The 20,086-nt window shown below is 38.8% G+C and carries 22 protein-coding genes and 1 tRNA gene; all 23 read right to left on the reverse strand.

Features of this window, described 5'->3' with window-relative positions; translation table 11 throughout:
• Position 1: 1 nt before the first annotated feature.
• Positions 2 to 292 (reverse strand): hypothetical protein, encoded by a 291-nt coding sequence (locus tag Epro_RS02870; RefSeq protein ID WP_144412030.1) that lies wholly within the window; start codon positions 290 to 292, stop codon positions 2 to 4.
• A 219-nt stretch (positions 293 to 511) separates the two neighbouring features.
• A complete protein-coding gene (gene ruvA / locus Epro_RS02875) occupies positions 512 to 1,138 on the reverse strand; it encodes a Holliday junction branch migration protein RuvA (protein ID WP_052570406.1) in 627 nt (208 codons plus the stop codon).
• A complete protein-coding gene (locus tag Epro_RS02880; protein WP_144412031.1) occupies positions 1,139 to 2,059 on the reverse strand; it encodes a tetratricopeptide repeat protein in 921 nt (306 codons plus the stop codon). It lies immediately after the preceding gene.
• A 162-nt stretch (positions 2,060 to 2,221) separates the two neighbouring features.
• Positions 2,222 to 2,815, reverse strand: coding sequence for a crossover junction endodeoxyribonuclease RuvC (gene ruvC / locus Epro_RS02885; protein WP_082121477.1), 594 nt, complete (start codon positions 2,813 to 2,815; stop codon positions 2,222 to 2,224).
• On the reverse strand, positions 2,815 to 3,570 hold the full coding sequence (locus Epro_RS02890) for a YebC/PmpR family DNA-binding transcriptional regulator (RefSeq protein WP_052570411.1): 756 nt from the start codon (positions 3,568 to 3,570) through the stop codon (positions 2,815 to 2,817). The genes ruvC and Epro_RS02890 overlap by 1 nt, the downstream gene beginning before the upstream one ends.
• Before the next feature lie 15 nt (positions 3,571 to 3,585).
• On the reverse strand, positions 3,586 to 3,999 hold the full coding sequence (gene atpC, locus Epro_RS02895) for an ATP synthase F1 subunit epsilon (protein WP_052570413.1): 414 nt from the start codon (positions 3,997 to 3,999) through the stop codon (positions 3,586 to 3,588).
• A gap of 23 nt (positions 4,000 to 4,022) precedes the next feature.
• On the reverse strand, positions 4,023 to 5,432 hold the full coding sequence (gene atpD, locus Epro_RS02900) for a F0F1 ATP synthase subunit beta (protein WP_052570415.1): 1,410 nt from the start codon (positions 5,430 to 5,432) through the stop codon (positions 4,023 to 4,025).
• Between the two features lies 1 nt (position 5,433).
• Positions 5,434 to 6,285 (reverse strand): ATP synthase F1 subunit gamma, encoded by an 852-nt coding sequence (gene atpG / locus Epro_RS02905; protein WP_052570416.1) that lies wholly within the window; start codon positions 6,283 to 6,285, stop codon positions 5,434 to 5,436.
• A complete protein-coding gene (gene atpA / locus Epro_RS02910; protein WP_052570418.1) occupies positions 6,260 to 7,801 on the reverse strand; it encodes a F0F1 ATP synthase subunit alpha in 1,542 nt (513 codons plus the stop codon). Before atpA ends, atpG begins: the two co-directional genes overlap by 26 nt.
• On the reverse strand, positions 7,798 to 8,154 hold the full coding sequence (locus tag Epro_RS02915) for a F0F1 ATP synthase subunit delta (protein WP_052570421.1): 357 nt from the start codon (positions 8,152 to 8,154) through the stop codon (positions 7,798 to 7,800). Before Epro_RS02915 ends, atpA begins: the two co-directional genes overlap by 4 nt.
• Positions 8,135 to 8,650: a F0F1 ATP synthase subunit B family protein gene (locus Epro_RS02920; RefSeq protein WP_052570423.1), complete on the reverse strand. Its 516-nt coding sequence runs from the start codon at positions 8,648 to 8,650 to the stop codon at positions 8,135 to 8,137. The genes Epro_RS02915 and Epro_RS02920 overlap by 20 nt, the downstream gene beginning before the upstream one ends.
• Positions 8,651 to 8,667: 17 nt before the next feature.
• Positions 8,668 to 8,877, reverse strand: a complete 210-nt coding sequence (gene atpE / locus Epro_RS02925; protein ID WP_052570425.1) for an ATP synthase F0 subunit C — start codon at positions 8,875 to 8,877, stop codon at positions 8,668 to 8,670.
• Between the two features lie 13 nt (positions 8,878 to 8,890).
• Positions 8,891 to 9,616 (reverse strand): F0F1 ATP synthase subunit A, encoded by a 726-nt coding sequence (locus Epro_RS02930; protein ID WP_052570427.1) that lies wholly within the window; start codon positions 9,614 to 9,616, stop codon positions 8,891 to 8,893.
• 1 nt (position 9,617) lies between these two features.
• Complete coding sequence (locus Epro_RS02935; protein ID WP_052570429.1) at positions 9,618 to 11,921, reverse strand: O-antigen ligase family protein; 2,304 nt, start codon at positions 11,919 to 11,921, stop codon at positions 9,618 to 9,620.
• Between the two features lie 427 nt (positions 11,922 to 12,348).
• Positions 12,349 to 12,421: transfer RNA gene (locus Epro_RS02940), tRNA-Thr, on the reverse strand.
• Positions 12,422 to 12,498: 77 nt separating this feature from the next.
• Complete coding sequence (gene xerD, locus Epro_RS02945) at positions 12,499 to 13,383, reverse strand: site-specific tyrosine recombinase XerD (protein WP_052570432.1); 885 nt, start codon at positions 13,381 to 13,383, stop codon at positions 12,499 to 12,501.
• Positions 13,376 to 13,999, reverse strand: a complete 624-nt coding sequence (locus Epro_RS02950) for an MBL fold metallo-hydrolase (RefSeq protein ID WP_052570434.1) — start codon at positions 13,997 to 13,999, stop codon at positions 13,376 to 13,378. The genes xerD and Epro_RS02950 overlap by 8 nt, the downstream gene beginning before the upstream one ends.
• The gene (locus Epro_RS02955; protein WP_052570436.1) at positions 13,992 to 14,447 is read right to left on the reverse strand and encodes a phosphatidylglycerophosphatase A family protein; all 456 of its coding nucleotides are present in this window, start codon (positions 14,445 to 14,447) and stop codon (positions 13,992 to 13,994) included. The genes Epro_RS02950 and Epro_RS02955 overlap by 8 nt, the downstream gene beginning before the upstream one ends.
• Entirely contained in the window at positions 14,440 to 15,072 is a 633-nt protein-coding gene (gene pgsA / locus Epro_RS02960; protein WP_052570438.1) for a CDP-diacylglycerol--glycerol-3-phosphate 3-phosphatidyltransferase, read from the reverse strand. Before pgsA ends, Epro_RS02955 begins: the two co-directional genes overlap by 8 nt.
• A complete protein-coding gene (gene rimO, locus Epro_RS02965) occupies positions 15,069 to 16,376 on the reverse strand; it encodes a 30S ribosomal protein S12 methylthiotransferase RimO (RefSeq protein ID WP_052570440.1) in 1,308 nt (435 codons plus the stop codon). Before rimO ends, pgsA begins: the two co-directional genes overlap by 4 nt.
• Positions 16,376 to 17,137, reverse strand: a complete 762-nt coding sequence (locus Epro_RS02970) for a helix-turn-helix domain-containing protein (RefSeq protein ID WP_052570442.1) — start codon at positions 17,135 to 17,137, stop codon at positions 16,376 to 16,378. Before Epro_RS02970 ends, rimO begins: the two co-directional genes overlap by 1 nt.
• 13 nt (positions 17,138 to 17,150) lie before the next feature.
• A complete protein-coding gene (locus Epro_RS02975) occupies positions 17,151 to 17,798 on the reverse strand; it encodes a LolA family protein (RefSeq protein ID WP_052570444.1) in 648 nt (215 codons plus the stop codon).
• 50 nt (positions 17,799 to 17,848) lie between these two features.
• A complete protein-coding gene (locus Epro_RS02980) occupies positions 17,849 to 20,041 on the reverse strand; it encodes an FtsK/SpoIIIE family DNA translocase (protein WP_052570446.1) in 2,193 nt (730 codons plus the stop codon).
• Positions 20,042 to 20,086 lie beyond the last annotated feature (45 nt).

Raw genomic sequence — 20,086 nt, forward strand, 5'->3', positions numbered from 1 at the left:
TTTATTCCCTGTTTTGCTGGTTATGATTATTTTTGCTTGACTCAATTCCAACTGAAATTTCTAAATCTTTAAATTCATTGCGTAGTTCAAAAGTGTCTATATCGTCATCAAGCCAGTGCAAAATAAAACAATATGCTATACTTTCGCCTGATGCAAAATTGCCTTTTTTGTGTTCTGCCTCATAGTAAAGTTTTTGTAATTCGTTTACATATTCATAAATTATTTTTTTTAATATTTCTTTTTCAAAATCATCATTTCTAAATTTAAGTTCTGATGGCTTACGCAATGGCAATATTTGCCCGTTTTTGGAGTAATATCCCCATTATAGATATAACGAACGTTGTATTTAATTAGCAATTGTTCAATCAATGTTAATGATTTCACATCAGCAGATAATTCGCCATTTTCATAATCAGTTCTATTAGACTTTATTGCAAATTCATTGTAAAAATCACCAATTATGTCACATATATAATCAGAGAGCATTGCAAACATTACAATCCCCTATCCTTTAAATATCTTTATATAAGTTCAAAGCTTTTTTTATCAGTTTTTCCAAGGTGACGTTTTCGTCTTCGGAATATGCTTGGGAAACGGCGTTGCGCGACGGGAGCTCTTTATATCCTATAGCAATAAGCCCTGCAATTGCCTGAGAAACGACTGAAGTTTGCGAGTAATCTTTAACCCCCGACCATTTTTCCTGCCCGATAATTTGTACGCCGGATATTTTGTCTTTTAATGCTGCAATAAGTTTTTCAGCTGTTTTTTTGGTAAAACCGAAAACGCCGGTAAGAAGCGATGTGTTTTTAGTTTCAACCGCCGTCTTAAAATCCGCGAAAGATTTTGAAATTTTATCAAGATACTCAAGCGCCTTTTTTGCACCCGTTCCCGGAACTTCGTCTTTAATTAAAATGAACATATCTCTTTCTTCGCGCGTTAAAAAACCGTATAAATTTATAACGCCGCCATACATGCCGCTAACGGCTTCAAAAATATAAATTTTAACAAGCTCACCTGTTTGAGGCAGCTTTTCAAAAGTTGAAACAGGCGCATATACCGCGTAACCTACGCCGGAAACGTCAAGCGTAATCTCGTTAGTTGTTTTATGGTTAATAATTCCGTTAAGATAATCTATCATTTACTCACCTTGCAAATAAGACTCCATAAGTTTGCGATCTTGAATATCATTATGCATACGCACCAGCTGGTCAACCGCTTTTGTTCTTATTTTAGGATCTGTTATTGAGTTAATAAAGTTCTCTATGGCATTTACGGCTTGAGAATACTCTCCCGTAGCGTCTAAAAGAATTGCGGCATTGTATCCGGCGGCTTCATTTCCGGTTTCTTTGTAAACAGTTTGATAATAAGGAAGCGCCGCCGCATAGTTATTATTTTTAACGAATTTGTCCGCAATTTCCATTCTCGGATCATCGGACTTATCTTTTTCAAGTTCATAACTTGCAACCGTCTGCCGCGGATGTATTTTCCCTACTATAGTTTTCACGGATTTTTTTACAATGTCTTCCGCAATTGCATATTCCGAAGGATAATATTTGCCCGTATCTTTTTCTCCGGAACTCTTTTGTTGCGATTCTTTCAATAATATTTTACTATCGGACGAGCGCAAAACAATATAAGGAATTTCCAGAGCCACATCAGTGTAATAGTACTGAACTTTTTTCTTTTCGCCGTCTTTATTTTCTTCTGTTTCCCACTCTTTATGCTTATCAACTGAAAATGTTTTTATCTCTCCGCCAATGAAAGCATCCGGAACTCGTTTGTTTTTACTTTTATAGTTACCTTTAGATTGCAACGTATATCCGACAATGTCCGGCAGCGTATCAATATTTGCATTAGAATAATCAATAACCTCGTAAAACCCATATGCGGCAAGTTCTTTGATAATTTGCACGGTGATAAATTTTCCCAATTTATATCTATCCGCCGTATACTCCAGTCCTAAAATATCTAACGCTGCGCTTCCTGCTTTTTTCCCGAAAGTATCCGGCTTATATTGCAGCTCAAACGGCAAAACCGTAATAGTTTTTATTCCTCTCATATCAACAATCGGAGGACGTACAGTATTTACTCTTACCGTTGGTGCGGATGCGCACGAAAAAAGTATTGAGGCAAATGTAATTAAAATTAAATAACAGGAAAATTTTTTCATCTTACTCCGCGCGCTGTTTATTTTAGCATACAAAAAGTATTCTTCGTCAATTTATTGTTTACTGCGTTTTTTTAGAATTTCTAAAATTTGTTTTTCGCTGAAACGGTCGGATTGCGTTCTGTTTTTTTTATACAAATTGTTGAGAGCGTCTTTGGGCAACGCATTAGAATTGTATTTTGTTGAGTTCAAGTGGCATATTGCCATTGCAAGAGCGTCGGCAGCGTCATCGGGACGAGGAATTTCTTTTAAACCGAGAGCAGATTGAACCATTCTCTGCATTTGCTGCTTATCCGCCGAACCGTAACCCGTTAGCGAAATTTTTACGCTGCGCGGATTATATTCGTATAAAGGTAATTTATTTTGCGCTATTGTTAAAACTATTGCGCCTCTCGCCTGACCTACCTGCGCAACCGTGGCGGCGCGCTTTAAGAAAAACAACTGTTCTATTGCAACAACGTTTGGTTTGTATTTATTTATAACTTCCTGAAGCTGTTTGTTAATGCTTTGAAGTCTTTCTATTAAACTTTCTTTTGAAGTCGTAAGAATCGCCCCGTATGAAACGGGAATTATTTTTTCTCTTTCTATGGATTTTACCACTCCCCAACCGGTTGTTTCAATACCGGGGTCAATTCCTAAAACTATCATTAGTCTCCCAATTTTTCCATATCTTCCGCGGAAATATCAAAGTTTGCGTAAACGTTTTTTACGTCGTCGTGCTCTTCAAGTTCGTCCATAAGTTTAAGCATGCTTTTCGCATCGTCGCCGGTAAGCTTAACGTAGGTCTGCGGAATTAGTGAAATTTCCGCGGACTCCGAAGTTATATTTTTTTCTTTAAGCGCTGTTTTTACTTTATCCAAATCCGAAGGAGCGGTTACAATTTCATAAGTTTCGCTGTCGGGCTCGTTTTTAAAATCTTCAGCGCCTGCTTCCAACGCTATATTCATAAGAGTTTCTTCGTCGCCCGCGCTCTTTTGAACGGTTATATAACCTTTTCTGTCAAACATCCAGCCTACGGAACCTGTTTCTCCCAAATTGCCGTTATGCGATGAAAACATTTTTCTTATTTCAGACGCGGTTCTATTTTTGTTGTCGGTTGTAACTTCAACTATTAACGCAACTCCCGCCGGACCGTAACCTTCGTAATTTATTTCCTCATAAACCAAACCGGGGAGTTCGCCGGTGCCGCGCTGTATTGCTTTTTTAATATTGTCTTGAGGCATGTTGGCTACTTTAGCGTCTTCTATAACTTTTCTAAGACGGGCATTGTGCTCCAGCGCGCCGCCGCCTTCTTTTGCGGCTATAACTATTTCTCTGATAATTTTAGTAAAAACTTTACCTTTTTTTGCGTCTGTTGCGGCTTTTTTGTGTTTAATACTTGCCCACTTATTGTGACCTGACATGGTAACGCTCCTGTATTAGTTTTTTCTTTTTAAATTTATTCCCGATTTCAATTCAAAAACCGATTTTTTAAGCTGCGATTCCACCACGGACATATCAACTGAATTTTTTTTCTTTTCTTTTATTTCTTTTGCAAGTTTCATGGCTTTTTCTATTTTTTCTCTGTTTGCGTCGTCTTGAATTGCAAACTCCGCAACTATATTTGTTTTACCGTTAAAAATTTCTATAAACCCGCCGGTAACTATTATTATTTTTGCTCCCGACAATTCCGTTTGAAGAAGAATTTGCCCTTCAACAAGTTTTGTAACAAGGTTGGCATGTCCGGGCAAAACGGTAATAACGCCGCTTGCCGTAGGAAACGACGCCGACAAAACGTTGCCTTTAAAAGAACTTCCTTCAGGAGATAATATTTCAAGTTCAAAAGTATTCATTTAATTAATTTTCTTTTTTTAGATTAAGACTTTCCCGCTTTTTTAATTGCTTCTTCTATAGTTCCCACCATATAAAACGCCTGCTCCGGAAGGGCGTCGTATTTTCCTTCTATGATGTCTTTAAAACCTTTTATTGTTTCTTCGGTTTTAACGTATCTGCCTTCAAGACCCGTAAACATTTCCGCAACAAACATCGGCTGCGTTAAAAATCTTTGAACTTTTCTGGCGCGGCTTACGGTTAATTTATCTTCGTCGGAAAGCTCGTCCATTCCCAAAATTGCTATTATGTCCTGCAAATCTTTGTATTTCTGTAAAATCTTTTTAACCGACATCGCTACGTTGTAATGGTCTTCTCCGACGGTGTTAGGGTCAAGAAGCCTTGAAGAAGAGGTCAACGGATTTACAGCCGGATAAAGTCCTTGTTCCATAATAGCTCTGTCCAAAGTAAGAGTTGCGTCTAAATGGGCAAAAATCGCAACAGGCGCAGGGTCTGTATAATCGTCGGCGGGAACATAAACCGCCTGCACGGAAGTAACGGAACCTTTATTGGTTGACGTAATTCTTTCCTGCAAGTCGCCCATGTCTTTTGCAAGGTTAGGCTGATATCCCACTGCGGAAGGCATTCTTCCAAGAAGCGCGGAAACTTCGCTGCCGGCCTGCGCAAATCTAAAAATATTATCTATAAACAAAAGAACGTCTTCGCCTTTTTCGTCGCGAAAATATTCGGACATTGTAAGCGCCGTTAAAGCGACTCTCATTCTGTTTCCGGGAGGTTCGTTCATCTGCCCGAAAACCAAAACGGTTTTATCCATAACTTTAGACTCCACCATTTCCATCCACAAATCCGTTCCTTCTCTGGTTCTTTCTCCTACGCCCGCAAAGACAGAGTGTCCTTTGTGAACCGCGGCGATATTTCTTATAAGTTCTTTAACGATAACGGTTTTCCCTACGCCCGCTCCGCCGAAAATTCCTATTTTTCCGCCTTTGGTAAACGGTGAAATTAAATCTATAACTTTTATGCCGGTTTCAAGCATTTCCGGCGTAGTTTTTTGATCTATAAAAGAAGGCGCCGCTCTGTGTATGGGGTTTCTCAAAGAAGAAGCGTCTATTTTGCCAAGCGCGTCTATAGGCTCTCCCAAAACGTTAAAAATTCTGCCGAGAGTTTTTTCTCCCACGGGCACTTTTATAGGCGCGAAAGTTCTTTGAGCAATCATTCCTCTTTTCATAGCGTCGGTGGAACCCATGGCTATTGTTCGGACTTCCGAATTATCCATTTCAAACATGGTTTCAAGAACTAAAGTTTTTCCGTCGGGCATTGTAAGCGTAAGCGCTTCGTAAACTTCCGGAACGGCGCCCTCAAAACGCAAATCTACGACGGCGCCCTGAATTCTTATAACTTTTCCCTGAGAACTGTTTTTTTCATTATTTCCCATTTTAATTTTCCTGTTCCTGTTGCCCGTTGGCAAGGTCTAAAAGTTCGTTAGTAATTTTTTCCTGTCTGGACTTGTTATATATATTTGTTAAAGAATCGGATATTTCGTTTGCGTTCTCTTTTGCGTTTTTCATAGCCGTCATTCTTGCCGCCTGCTCGGAAGCGTAAGCGTTCATTACCGCGCTGTAAAAACGCACTTCAAAATAATACGGCATTAAATCTTCAAGAACTTTACCTGCAGACGGCTCAAATATGTAATCTATTCCGCTTTCCGAAAATTTTTCATTCGGCGCTATCGGGAAAATTTCTTCCGCCAAAGCTTCCTGAATAAGCATATTTTTAAACTCCGTATATACTACGGAAACCGCCGCCGCTTCTTTTGACATATAAAAATTTTTCGCAAGCTCTATCATCGGAGCAATATCTTCAAACCTTGGAAAGCTTGAACCTACGTTAAAAGAAGCTATAACGTTATAATTGTATTTCACCGCGTTATGAACGGCTTTTTTACCTATTGCCACAACGTAATCGTCTTTTGCAATATATGCGGAAAGTTTTTTAAAAAGATTTACTACAAGCCCCCCGCACAAACCTTTGTCTGGCGCAATTATAAAAATTAATTTTTTACCTTCTCTTTCTTTTGAAAACAACTCCGTTCCGTCGCTTAAATCTTTATCTGCAAGAATTTTTTGCACGATATGCGTAATTCTTTTTGCATACGGATTATGCTTTTCCACAGCGCTCTGGGCTTTGCGTATTTTAGACGCAGCAATCATCTCCATAGCTTTTGCTATTTGAGCGATGCTTTGCGACGACTTTATTCTTTTTTTAAGCTGCTGTAGATTTTGAGCCATAATTATTTATTTTTTTAAAACTCTTTATTGTATTTTCAATTTCAGATTTTAAAGCGTCGTCAATTTTTGCGCCGGTTAAAAGTTTTTTAACTTGTTCGGGCGCCGTTTTTTTAACGTAAGCAATCATTTCTTTTTCTACTTCTTTAAGTTTGCCGGCGTCTATGTCGTCAAAAAGTCCGTTTGTTACCGCAAATATTGACAAAATTTCCGAAATCTCGTCGTAAGGCGCATATTGCGGCTGTTTTAAAATTTCAGTTATTCGTTTTCCTCTTTCAAGCCTCTTGAGAGTGTCTTCGTCAAGGTCGCTTCCAAACTGAGCAAAAGACTGAAGTTCTCTAAACTGCGAAAGTTCAAGCCTTACGGGGCCTGCAAGCTGTTTCATAGATTTTGTCTGCGCCGCTCCGCCTACGCGCGAAACCGAAAGACCTACGTTAATAGCCGGACGAATTCCCGAGTTAAACAAATCCGCTTCAAGATATATCTGCCCGTCGGTAATAGAGATTACGTTTGTAGGAACATAGGCTGATAAATCGTTGCCTTGAGTTTCTATTATAGGAAGCGCGGTAAGCGTGCCGCCGCCTTTTTTGTCGGAAAGCCGCGAGGCTCTTTCAAGAAGCCTTGAGTGCAAATAAAAAATATCTCCCGGATACGCTTCGCGTCCGGCGGGTCTTTTAATTAACAAGGAAATTTGTCTGTACGCCCACGCGTGCTTTGTTAAATCGTCGTAAACAACCAAAACGTCTTCGCCTTTATCCATAAAATATTCGCCTATGGCGCACGCCGCAAGAGGCGCTATATACTGCATGGAAGCAGGGTCTGAAGCGGTTGCCGCCACGATAATTGTGTAATCCATCGCGCCCTCTTCTTTAAGCTTTGCGGTTATCGCGGCAAGGTTTGACTGTTTCTGCCCTATTGAACAATATATGCATATAACTCTTTTCAAGCCCATGTCCAACTTTTTCTGATTAATTATAGCGTCTATGGCAATAGCGGTTTTACCCGTGCTGCGGTCGCCGATTATAAGCTCTCTTTGCCCTCTGCCTATTGGCGTCATGGCGTCTATTGACGTTATTCCTGTTTTTAAAGGTCTGTCAACCGAACCTCTTTCTATAATTCCGGGAGCAATTTTCTCAACGGGATAACGCACAGGTTTTTCAATTTTAAGCTCTTTGCCGTCTATGGGGCGACCTACTGCGTTAACTACTCTTCCCACAAGAGCGTCTGAAACGGCGACGCTTAAAATATTCCCCGTAGCTTTTATTTTCATGCCGCGGGTTATATGTCCGGAATCCGTAAGCAAAACTATTGATACGTAATCTTCGTCTATATTTAAAACAAACCCGAGAGAACCGTCGTCAAACTCAACTTCTTCGTAATAACCCACGTTTGAAAGTCCGGAGGCTTTTACAATTTCGTCGCCGATAGTTTCTACCACGCCGAAATTTATAAGTTCGGCGGATACTTCTTTTGAATATAATTGTTTTTCAATTTGCTGTATTATCTCTTCGGGTTTCATATATTTTCCTTTACCGAGTCAAGCATTCTTTTTATTATTCCCGCTACGCTGTAATCCATTATAAAATCGCCGTATTCAAAACGGACTCCGGCTATTATATTTTCGTCGTCGCGCTTATAAGAAATATTTTTATTTGCAAAAAGCGCGGATATTCTTTTTTTATTTTCTTCGCTTATTTCGCCGGCAAAATTTACGTTTGCGTTTTTATCTTTTATTTCCCTTGCAAGAAACATGGAAAAAAGTTTTAAATCTTTTCTTTGAAACAAAGAAAAAACGCGCTGCAAATTGTTTTCCGACAATTCGCCGCTTTCAACTACAGCTTTTGCAAGTTCTTTAATTTGGGTTCTTTTCATATTCTTCTATTTTGTCTAAAGCTCGCGAAATTACTTTTTGCTTTTCGTCGCCGGTAAACAAATCCGACAAAACTTTTGAAACAAGTTTTCCTGAAATGTCGGCGGATATTTTGCCTATCTGCTTATTTAAATTTTCAAACTCTGCGGCGGCTTTTTGTTTTGCGTCGTCAACAATTTGCTGCGAACGTTTTTTAGCGTCGTCGGTAAGTTTGATTTTTGTTTCTTCAAGAGAAGCTTTTGCGGCAACAGCCAAAGCGTCGGCGTCTGTTTTTGCGGACGTTAAAATTTTATCTCTCTCTTGACCGGCATTTTCAAGCGCGGCTCTTGCGTCTTGCGCGTCTTGCAAAGACTGGTCAACAATGCGCTTTCTCTCGTCAAGCATTTTCTTAAGAGGTTTAAAAAGAAATTTCTTTAAGATAAACGCTATTATAAGAAAATTAGCAAGCTGAAATAAAAATAAGTTTGTTTCTAAACCGAACTTTTTTATGATTTCCATTTGGGTCTCTTTTTAAATTAGAACGCGAAAATAAGAGAATAAATAGCTATAGCTTCGGCAAACGCCATGGCTATAAGCATGTTTACCATTATTTTTCCGGAAGCTTCGGGATTTCTTCCTATAGCTTCAACGGCTTTTGCTCCGATATAACCAATGCCTAGCGCAGGTCCAAGACCTCCCAGGGCAATGATAATTCCGCCTGAAAATGAAATAGTTGTAATGTCCATTTTTTCTCCTTTGTTAATGCGATTTATCCGTCATTATATGCATAAAAGCCATTGTAAGCATTGCGAAAACTATCGCCTGTATTAATGCCACCATAAGTTCTAAAGCTATAAACGGAACGGGAAGAATTACCGGAAACAAGCCGTACATAGTGCCCATCATTCTTTCTCCGGCGTAAATATTTCCGAAAAGCCTGAACGAAAAAGAAATAAACTTTGTTATTTCGTTTGCAAACTCTAAAATGCCTACAAATAAAAAAATAGGAAACATTTTAAAAGTAATAAATCTTGTTACGTAAGCTTTTATTCCCGTATATTTAACGCTCAAATAATGCGTGACAATAACGGAAACAACTGCAAGAGCAAGAGTCAAATTTAAATCGCTCGTCGCAGCGCGCAAAAAAGGAACGCCGTGCTCGCCGGAGTGCGGCGTAATAAATCTTATAGATTCAAAACCCGGCAGCTGCGCCGCCAAATTTGAAACGACTATAAATAAAAAGAACGTTACCACCCACGGATAAATAAAAGAAACCCGAGAGCCCGCTATTTCCTCCGTAGTGCCGCGAAAGTAATCCACAACCGCTTCAACCGCGTTTTGAAACATGCCCGGTCTTAAAGATAAAACGCGTTTGAACGCAAGCGCAATTACAATAATTATTGCGTCCGTAACCAACGTTGTAACAACTGTGTTGGTTATGTTAAAGCCCGCTATGGTAAACAAAACGTCGGGACTTATCTGCATTTTATTTTAAAACTCCGGCTTTTTTCAAATAATTTATAGCATCGGCATCGTCGTAATCTATCTGATATATTTCTTTCCACTGCTGCAAAGCATTGTTTTTTTCACCGAGTTTTGCGTAAGCAAGCGCAAGATTTTTCTTCATAACAATATATGCGGGAACTAATTTCAGCCCTTTAACGTAAGCGTCCACGGCCGCCTTAATTTGCCCGTGCGACTGATAGAAATTTCCAAGCTGCAAATAAGTTTCGGCGTAATCGCCGTCTCTTCTTTTTGCCCAGCCGCCGTCGGGGGAGTTTCTGTCTTCAACCCAAAGGCTGTGCGGAGGTTTGCTTAAATTCTGCGGATACGCCAAATGCGCGTAGTAAGCTTCTTCCGCGGTTTTTAAATCTCCGACGCTTTCAAAAAGTTTTGCAACTCCGTAGTAAGTAAGCGGATATATCGGGTCTATTGCAATATACTCTTTATAATATTTTACTGCGTTGAAAAATGCGTTTTCTATAACTCTGTTTTGCTGCTCTATAACTTCTTGGGATTTTCCCGAATTTATAAACTCTTGTCTTAATTTTCTGGCGTCGTCAAATATTTTTGAATACATAACGCCCGCAAGATATTTTGACTGCACGTAATTCGGCGCAAGGTGCCACAATCCGATTATTTCAGACCCGCTTCTTAACGGATCTCCGGCATAACCTTTAAACATGCGTTCAGCCATCATAGGGTCGCCGGCTTGCCATCTGTCTATGTAAACGTTAGTTTTAAAATATTTAGACATCGGATACGACGGGTTATTTTTATTTACCGCGTCGTACGTTGCAAGCGCCTTGTTCCAGTTATTCATTTTTGAAAACTGTATAGCCTGCGAGTGAAGAATATCGGCTTTAAAATATCCCGCAAAATATACTATTGCGTAAATAAAAATTACGGCAATAATTATCTGCAAAATGATTTTTACCGGCGAGCTTAAAACATTTTTTAATTTTTCACAATCGCCTTTATTTTTAGCAAGGTGAACAGCTATAGATATAGTTATTCCTATAAGCAGCCACAACATAACGCCCGACGAAACAAACCTTAACGAAACGCAGACGAAATCGTGCGAAAGTTTTGCCGCAAACGCCGATATAACGCCAAGCTGTATGTAAGCTAAAGGTCCGTCGCGGGTTTTATTGGACGAGTTCAAATACAGCGTGTTTTTATATCCGAGAGTAAATACAAACACTATCAAAAGCAGAAATATGCTTATGCCTAATATTCCTTCATCAAACCACACTTCAAGATATTCGTTTTCCGGGTGGTCGCTTTCGGTGTTATGCTTGCCTTCTATAAAAAATATTTGCGGTCTTCTGTATGCCGGATATGTTACGTAAAACGAGCCTATGCCTGTTCCCAAAACGGGGTTTGTGTTTATCATCTCCCAGCACGACATCCATGTAAACACTCTGAAAGATACGCTGTCGGTTCTCTCTTTTGCTTTGGCTATTACGCCGTAAAATGCAATTCCCACAAAAACGCAGACTATAACGCCTATTGCTATAAGAGCTTCTTTTTTTATTTTATCTCTTAAAAATATCAAAACGTAAACGGCGGCAAATGTGAACGTGCCTACGGCAAAACCTATCCATGCGCCTTTGGAGAAAGTAGCTATAACGTTAACAACTATCAGCGCCCACAAAAACAACAGGTAAAACTTTTTTTTGCGCATAAAAAGCGCAAGCACTATAGGGTTCATAACTATAAGAAAATCGCCGAAAAAGTTCGGGTTTCCGAATGTGGACATAACTCTGTATCCGAACGCCTGTCTCCACAAAAACGGATCAAGCCCGCTGCGCGCCGGCACGGGAAACAGCCAGTAATCCAACAGCTGTATAACGCCGTAAACGCACGCCACGTAAGCGGCAAAAATAAGCCAATTTTTTATTCTCAAAAGTTTATTCTCGTCGTCAAACTCGGTTATTACTATTATTGCCAAAAAGCAGTATATAAATCTTCTTGTAAATTCGTTAAAGCTGGTAAGTTTGAAAGGCGAGATTGCATAAGACAAAAGCCCCGACGCAAGAAAAAGCAAAATAGGAAGCAAGTATATTAAGTTGTCTTTGAAAAAACTAAAATCGTTCTCTTCAATTTTTAAAATAAGCCAGTTCATTATAAGAAACAAACCGCCCATCTGCAAAAGAGTTATTTTTATCTGCGCGGAATCGTAAGTTTTAAGATAAAAAGAAACCGCAATAAGAAAATAAAGAATAGGCAAACCGTATAAAATTACTTTCTTTAAAATGTTTTGAAAAAACGTTGGAGAAGAGTTCATTAGACCATCCTTTTTTGATATAAAAATATTGCATAAATTATACTTTTTAGAGACTATTTAGTCAAATAAAATAAGCATTCAAAAGTCAATTAATTAAAAGGCGGAAAAGTTGAAAGTTTGAGCAGTGTTTTTATAAAATATTTTGAATCGGTATTTTACGATAGCGAACAAAAATTTAGGACACATTAATACTAACATAACCGCGTAAATATATACAAACTTCCAGCCACACGAGCATTTCGGCGTTGTAAACCGTATAAATATTGATGTAAAAAAGCCAAAGGTTTGATTTGTGATTAATTTGCAAGCATGGCGCGAATATACCCGATAACAACTGAATACCTTTGACCGCTTTAAAAACAGAAAAACACCGTCGTGGTTTTAAGCTTTTCAACTTTCCCATACGGTGTTTTATTTTCTTCTATTTAGCCGACGATAGGATTTGAACCTACGACCCATTGCTTACGAAGCAATTGCTCTACCAGCTGAGCTACGTCGGCATATAAGAAATTTAAGAGGTTAAAGACAAAGAGATAGGAAAGCTATATTTATCATTTATAAAAACTTTAGTCAAGTTTTAACTTCTCGGGTGAAACTTTTTGTGTTGGGATTTAATTTTAGCATTATCTAAATGGGTATAAATTTGAGTTGTTGAAATGGAGCTGTGCCCAAGCATTTCCTGGACGAAACGTATGTCTGCTCCTCCCGAAAGAAGATGACTGGCAAAAGAGTGTCTAAGCGTGTGCGGCGTAATATTTTTAACGATCCCCGCATTTTTTGCTATGTTTTTAAGTTGGCGCCAAAATTCAATTCTTGATATTTTTTTACCCAGCCGCGTTATAAAAATATTATCTTCCTCGCCGGATTTCGGCTTTCTTTTTTTAAGATAAACGTTTATAAAATCTTTGGCTTTATTGCCAAAAGGTATAAGCCTTTCTTTAGAACCTTTTCCTAAAACCTTCAAAAAACATTCTTCAAGATTTATGTTTGAAAATTTTAAATTTATAAGTTCGGAAACTCTTAAGCCCGTTGCGTATAAAAGTTCAAGCATAGCTCTGTTTCTTATATTTGTTTCGTCCGTTGCGGATACCGAAGTTAAAAGCGCGTCAACCTCTTCGGAAGAAAGCATTCCGGGAAGATGTTCCGGAATTTTCGGAGCCGTAAGATATACAGTAGGGTTTGTTTTTATAAGTTCTTCTACAATTAAAAATTTATAAAACTGCCGCAGCGTTTCCATCATTCTGTATAAAGAACGCGGCTTTAAACCTTCGTTTTTTATTTCCCACAAAAAATCGGTTATGTCGTTATGTTCAAAATTTTCTACGGCAATATTTTTCTTTTGCGCGTAAACAAAAAATTTAGAAAGGTCTGATTTGTAGGCAAGCGCAGTATTTTTCGCCAATCCTTTTTCAATAATTATGTATGAGATAAAATCAGCGATGGTTTTTTTTAAATCAATCATTTTTTAAATACGGGTTATGACGAAGTTCGTTTGCTATTGTAGTTTGACTGCCGTGTCCGGGGTAAACCACTGTTGACGGCGGAAGTTTTTTAAGTTTTTCAAGCGAGCGCGTCATATCTTCATAACTGCTGCCCGGAAAATCAGTTCTGCCTATTGTGCCTGCAAAAAGCGTATCGCCGGTTATTACAAAGCCGTCAAACAAAAGACTCATCCCCCCCGCGGTATGCCCGGGAGTGTGAATAACTTTAAAAACCGTAAAAGAAAGTTTAACTTCCTGACCGTCTAAAAAAAGAATATCGGCTTTTGCCGACTGCGCGGCTGAAAACAATGCCGAAGCATTTATATTAGGGTTAGCAACCATTTCCGCTTCGTCTTTGTAAACGGCAAGAGGAACGGCAAACTCTTTTTTTATTTCATTATCCGACAACATGTGGTCATAATGTCCGTGCGTGTTGATAAGCATCTCGGGAGAAAACCCCGCCGCTTTAACTTCTTTTATAATTTTTGCGCCGTCTTCGCCCGGGTCTATTATTGCGGATTTTAATGTTTGATCGTCGTAAACTATATAACAGTTTACTTCAAGCGGTCCTGAAATTATTTTTTTTACTTTAAGCATTTTGCGATATAACCCTTATAGCCTGTAAAATTAAATTTGCAAAAACTCCGGCAAAAATATCGTCAACGGTTATTCCGAAACCGCCGCGAAAAATTTGCGCTTTTTTTATAAACAGCGGTTTTGTTATGTCAAAAATTCTAAACAAAACAAAAGCGGCAACCAAATACGCAACCGTCTGCGGCAGAAATGCGGCAGCAACCCAAACTCCGGCGACTTCGTCTATAACTATGCGCTGATCGTCTTTGGATTGATAAATATCTTCCGCAAGATGCGAAATAACAACCGAAACAAAAAACATGCATACGACTACAGGAATTTGCGCGTAATAATTTGCCGGCGCAAAAAACGCCCACAGCAAAATTCCTATAATGCTGCCGAAAGTTCCGGGAGCATCTTTAATGTAGCCTACGCCGAAAACAGACGAGAAAAAAAGAGTAATTTTATTCATTTTCTATTAACAATTTCCTGTGTTTAAGTATATAATGCAAGCCGGAATATATTGTAAGAATTGCCGCAATTAAAACAGACCACATAGGCAAAGCGCACAAGAAAGCTCCAAGCGAATGGTAATCTGCAGTATATCTTAAAGATTCTATGGACACGCCGTAAAACTTCAAAAGAGTTTCGTTTAAAATTATAATCAACAAAAGAAGTATTATAACCACAATCTGCGACGTAGTTTTAAATTTTCCGGACTTATCCGCAGGTATTATCACATTTTTTGCCGCCGCAATGCTGCGAAGCCCCGTAATTAAAAACTCTCTTGCGATAATTGCCACAACCATCCACGCGGGAACGTTTAAATACGCAATATTTACAAAACATATAAATGCAGCCGATATTAAAAGTTTGTCCGCAAGAGGATCTAAAAAAATCCCTAAAGACGTTATTGTGTTCTGCTTTCTGGCTATTTTTCCGTCAAAATAATCCGTTATTGACGCCGCGGAAAAAATAATGAGCGCCAGTATTGCAAACCAAAACCCGTCAAGTTCCATAAATAAAATAAAAAACGGAACCATTATAATTCTTGCCACCGTAAGCCTGTTTGCCAAATTCATAGTTTTTGTCGTCATAATAATTCCGCTTGAATGCTGTATCCTTTTATTGTCTTAATTTTTACGCTGCAAAAACTGCCGGACTTTACCGGTTTTAAACTTTCGCATATTACATTGCCGTCAATATCCGGCGCCTGAAAAGGCGCGCGCCCCGTTACGGTATAATTATTTCCCTTCTTAACGCAGCTTTCAACTAAAATTTCAGTCTGCGAGCCCGTTAAAGATTTCATATCTTTCTTAAAAACTTCATATTGAGCGTTTTCAACAAGCACTCTTCTTAAAGACGACGTTTTGCCGTCTATATGTTTTTTTAATTTTGATGAAGCCGCCGTTTTCTGATTAGAATATTCAAACACGCCCGCATAACGAAAATAACCTTTTTGCAAAAAATCCGTAAGAGCCTGCACGTCTTTGTCTGTTTCCCCCGGAAAACCGGTGATTACCGAAGTTCTTAGAATTATATCGGGGTATTTATTTTTTATTTTTTCAATTACTTTCAATGTTGCAAGAGGGCGGTTCATGCTATTTAAAATTTTTTCGCTTGCGTGCTGAATCGGAATATCTATATATTTGCAAATATTTTCACGTGAATTTATTTCTTGAAGCAACGCGTCCGTAACGCTTACGGGATAAGCGTACATAAGCCTTATCCATTTTAGTTTGTCCGTTTTTGAAATTTCAGCCAAAAGCTTGTTTAATGAAAACTTCCCGTAAATATCTATTCCGTAGCTTGTTGTGTCTTGAGCGATAAGAGAAAGTTCTTTAACGCCCGAAGCCGCCAAAGCTTGAACTTCGCTTTTTAATGACGATAAGCTTCTGCTTTTATATTTTCCGCGCAAATTTGGAATGATACAAAAACTGCATTTGTGGTTGCAGCCCTCGGCAATCTTCAGGTATGCACATGGAAGCGTTGAAGATAAAAGTCGGAATTTTGAATCGTTGAGTCCGCCGGCTTCAAGCAAAACGTCTCCGGCATTTTTATTTTGAAGCAAAAGCGGCAGTTTATTTAAAGAACCCGTACCGACAAAACCGTCTATTTCCGGAAAGCATTTTATAAAATCTTCTTTTAAAAGCTGCGGCAAACATCCGCTAACAAAAACTTTTACGTTTTTCTTACGTTTTATTTTCAACGCATCGCTTATACTTTTTTCAGATTCTCTGCGAGCCGCGTCTATAAAAGAACAAGTGTGAATTACTATAACATCGGCGTCATTTGTATCGGCGCAAACGGCAAAATTTTTACTTTGCAGTATTCCCAGCAGATACTCTGCTTCCACCGTGTTTTTAGGACATCCTAAAACTATAACCGCTACTTTTAACATTATTTGCTGCCAACGCGTTTTTTAAGAACAACTGTTTTAACGTCCTGAATTGAACCTGTTTTAACGTCTATTTCCTGCCCGTTAAAAAACACTCTGACTCCGGGAGTATATCCTATTCTTAACACAAAAGAATCGTCGGCAAACAACTCTTGGCGCGCGCCTTTTATTAAAGTGCCCTCAAAAATTTCTTTACCGTCGCCGTCAACTTTAACCCAAACCGTATCTACGGCTTCTAACACAACTTTTTGACGCAAAACATCTGGAGGAGTTATAACGTTTTGAGGCTCTGCCTTTTCTTCAATTTTAACAACTGCCGCCGCAGAAAAGGCGGAAGAGCTTGATATTTTTTTATTAAGATACATAAACGCGCCTAAAAGAACCGCAGCCACAAGCAAAGCCGCAACGGGTTTTTTAATGTCGGTTTTTTTTCTTTCGGGAGTATTCTGCGCATCTTGTTTTGCCGCGTTTTTTTCAGGAGTATTTTTTGACAACTCCTGAATGGGCTGTTGCTGCAAAGAGTCTAAAGGCGGAATTTTTGTCAAATTATGCTCTTTAAGCAAAGCATCTGCGTCAAAACCTAAAAATTTTGCATAAGATCTTACAAAACTTTTATAATAAACTTCCGCGACAAAAACAGTATCGTCGCCGTCTTCAATGGCCTGAAGGTATTTTTCCTGAATTTTAACGGCTTTATGAACCGCGTCAAAAGTAAGCCCTTTTGACAAACGTTTTTCTTTTAACAACTTTCCCAATTCTTTCATTTTGCTTTCTCTTCTAATTAAGTTTTATTACTTCAACGCTCGCAGGCGCCTTAAACTTGAATAAATTTTTATTTAACTCAGGATTTATTTTGTAATTTTTTATTTCCACGGTTACCTGCGCGCCTTCCGAAAGAACTACGGCTTTTGAAGGACGAAGATTTTCTTTAGACACAAAAAGTTTCATGCTCCAATCTTTATTTGTTTTAGGATACACTTCTAAAACGTACGAACTCTCATCTTCGCTTAAATATTTCACAATATTATTTTTGCTTATATTTTTATAATTTGCGCCGAAGTTTACAATAGCTGCAGGAGAAAAATTAGCGTTTATTACATTTTCGTAATTATCTTCCAGCGCCTGAAAATTTTCAGGAGTATAAATTATTATTTTTCTGCCGTTAATATAAATTCTCTGTTCTTGCGGAGTTTTTTGAACTATAACCGCATTGTCGGGCTTCAAATATTTAACGTTGCCGGATATTTTTTGTTTTTCATTTGTTGACGTAAAAAGCAGCTCTTGAATAAAGTCAGCCTCAAGCGTATTTACCTGCGCGTCGTTTTCCTGCATTTTAGAAATAACTCCCTGCGTTTTGTCCGCGTCTTGCGCAAACACAGGATAAATTAAAAACATCATAATAAAAGAGATTAATATTTTTTTCATCTAATTTTCTTTTTCACCTTTACCCCTTGCTTGTCCTTACTACTTTTTACTTATGCCGTTCTAATATACTCTTCTATTTTATCATAATTTATCTGCCACTTGTTAGTGCCTTCCGGTTTTGTTATAAAACCTTTCATCTCCAAAATACTTAAAATGTTAGTGGCTCTTGCCGAACTTCCGAAATTTGCCTTAAGCAAATCTTGCGAAACGCGCCGGCGCTCGTTAATAAGTTTTAACGCCGGAAGCAAATCTTTCATGCTCTTTTCTTCGGCGGCATTAAAACCGGAAGAAACTTCCGCCGCAACGGCAAGCGGCTCGTAAATTCTCGGAAAATTTTGATCGTTAATAAAATCTATAATTTTCTGGGCTTCTTTAAGAGAAACAAACGCTCCCTGCAAACGCACCGGACGGGCCTCCCCCGGAGGTAAAAACAGCATATCGCCCTTACCCATTAAATTCTCCGCGCCCAGCATATCTAAAATAACTCGCGAATCTATAGCCGACGTAGTTTGAAAAGAAAGCCTTGCCGGAAAATTGGCTTTGATTATACCTGTAATAACGTTAACAGAGGGTCTTTGCGTTGCAAGTATCAAGTGAATTCCCACAGCGCGCGCCATTTGCGCTAAACGCTGAATAGAATCTTCTATCTCTTTTTTTGCCACAAGCATTAAATCGGCAAGCTCGTCTATAACTACAACAATGTAGAACTCTTTTTCACCGCCGGTTTCCGACATTTTTGCGTTATACTCTTCAATATTTCTAACTGTCGCCGCCGCAAATTTTGTGTAACGTCCTTCCATAACAGTAACAAGTTTTTTTAAAGCGCTGGCGGCTTCTCTGGGGTTTGTTATTATGTCCGCATCGGCAGCAGACGTTGACGGATTATAAAGATGCGGAATGTCTTTGTATATAGGCATTTCCACCCTTTTAGGATCTATAATCATAAACTTTACTTCGTCCGGACGCGCTTTAAATAAAACCGAAAGTATTATGGTGTGTATTCCTACGCTTTTTCCCGAGCCCGTTGCGCCGGCTATAAGAAGATGCGGCATAGACGCCAAATTTGTTACGTAACCCTCGCCGTCAGTAGTTTTACCAAGCGCCAAAGTTAAAAGAGATTTTGAATTTATAAAAGACGAATGTTCCACTATGCCGCGCAAGCCTACGGTAACGCTGTCGGGGTTAGGCACTTCAACGCCCACGGCTGCTTTTTCGGGAATAGGCACAACTCTTATAGACGCCGTGCGCATTGTAAGTGAAATATTTTCTATTATGTTTGTTACGGATTGAATTTTTATTCCTGGAGCAAGTATTAAATCGTACCTTGTTACTACAGGCCCCGGAATAATGTCTTTTACCTCGGCAGGTATGCCGAAATCCGCAAGAGTGCTTCTTAGAAGCTCTGCCCGTCTTAAAAGCTCATCTTTATTTGTATGAAAACTTTTTGTTTCGTCGTTTTTTAAAATTGTCGAATGAGGGAATTTATAGTCAAAACTTTTGCTGTCAAGTTTTACCTGCGGCTTTTGCGGCTCTGACGGCGTTGCCTGTTTTTCAGCCGCGGAATTTTCTTTTTTTTGCTTGTTTACAATATTCGGAACAAACGGTTCCAGCTTTTTTATTTCGGGAAGCAAGCCGGATTTATTTTCAAAAATTTTAGGAGCTTTCAGCGCCGCAGCCTCTTTTTCTTCTTTGCGTTTTTTAATGTCTTCTTTAATATTTTTAAGAAAATTATAAACAACTTTGCTTATGCATATACGTAAAAGACGCGCTGTAAAAAATAAAAACAGAATTACGATAACGGCAAAACCGAACGCTTCTCCGAAAAGTTCTTTAAAAAAAGGATAAAAAGTTTTGCCTATCCAGCCGCCGGAAACGTTTGCAGCCGCAAACAAAACGCTTGCCGCCTCAAATGCCAGAGAGCCGAATATCAACAAAGCCACAGACCAAATAAAATCCGTTCTTTCTTTAAGTTCTGCGGATTTTTTTATGTGTATTATAAAATACCATAAAAGTATAAACGGTAAAATATAAGTCGCGCTTCCGAAAATTCCGTTTACAAAAATATTATTAAAAGCTCTGCCGATAATTCCCGCGTTTTGCGGAACAACGCACAAAAACGCTGCAATAAAAGACGCCAAAATAAAAAACAGGGCAGAAACTTCCCTGTTTCTATCCTGATGATTTTGTTTTTTTCTTTTATTTTCGTTTTTAGATTTTTTGTTGTTCTTTTTTTTCTTCCCCATTAGGAACCTCTTAGGACGTCGGATGGAGATTAACTCATTTACTGC

It is taken from the genome of Endomicrobium proavitum (assembly GCF_001027545.1).
In the GTDB taxonomy this organism is placed as follows: Bacteria; Elusimicrobiota; Endomicrobiia; order Endomicrobiales; family Endomicrobiaceae; genus Endomicrobium; species Endomicrobium proavitum.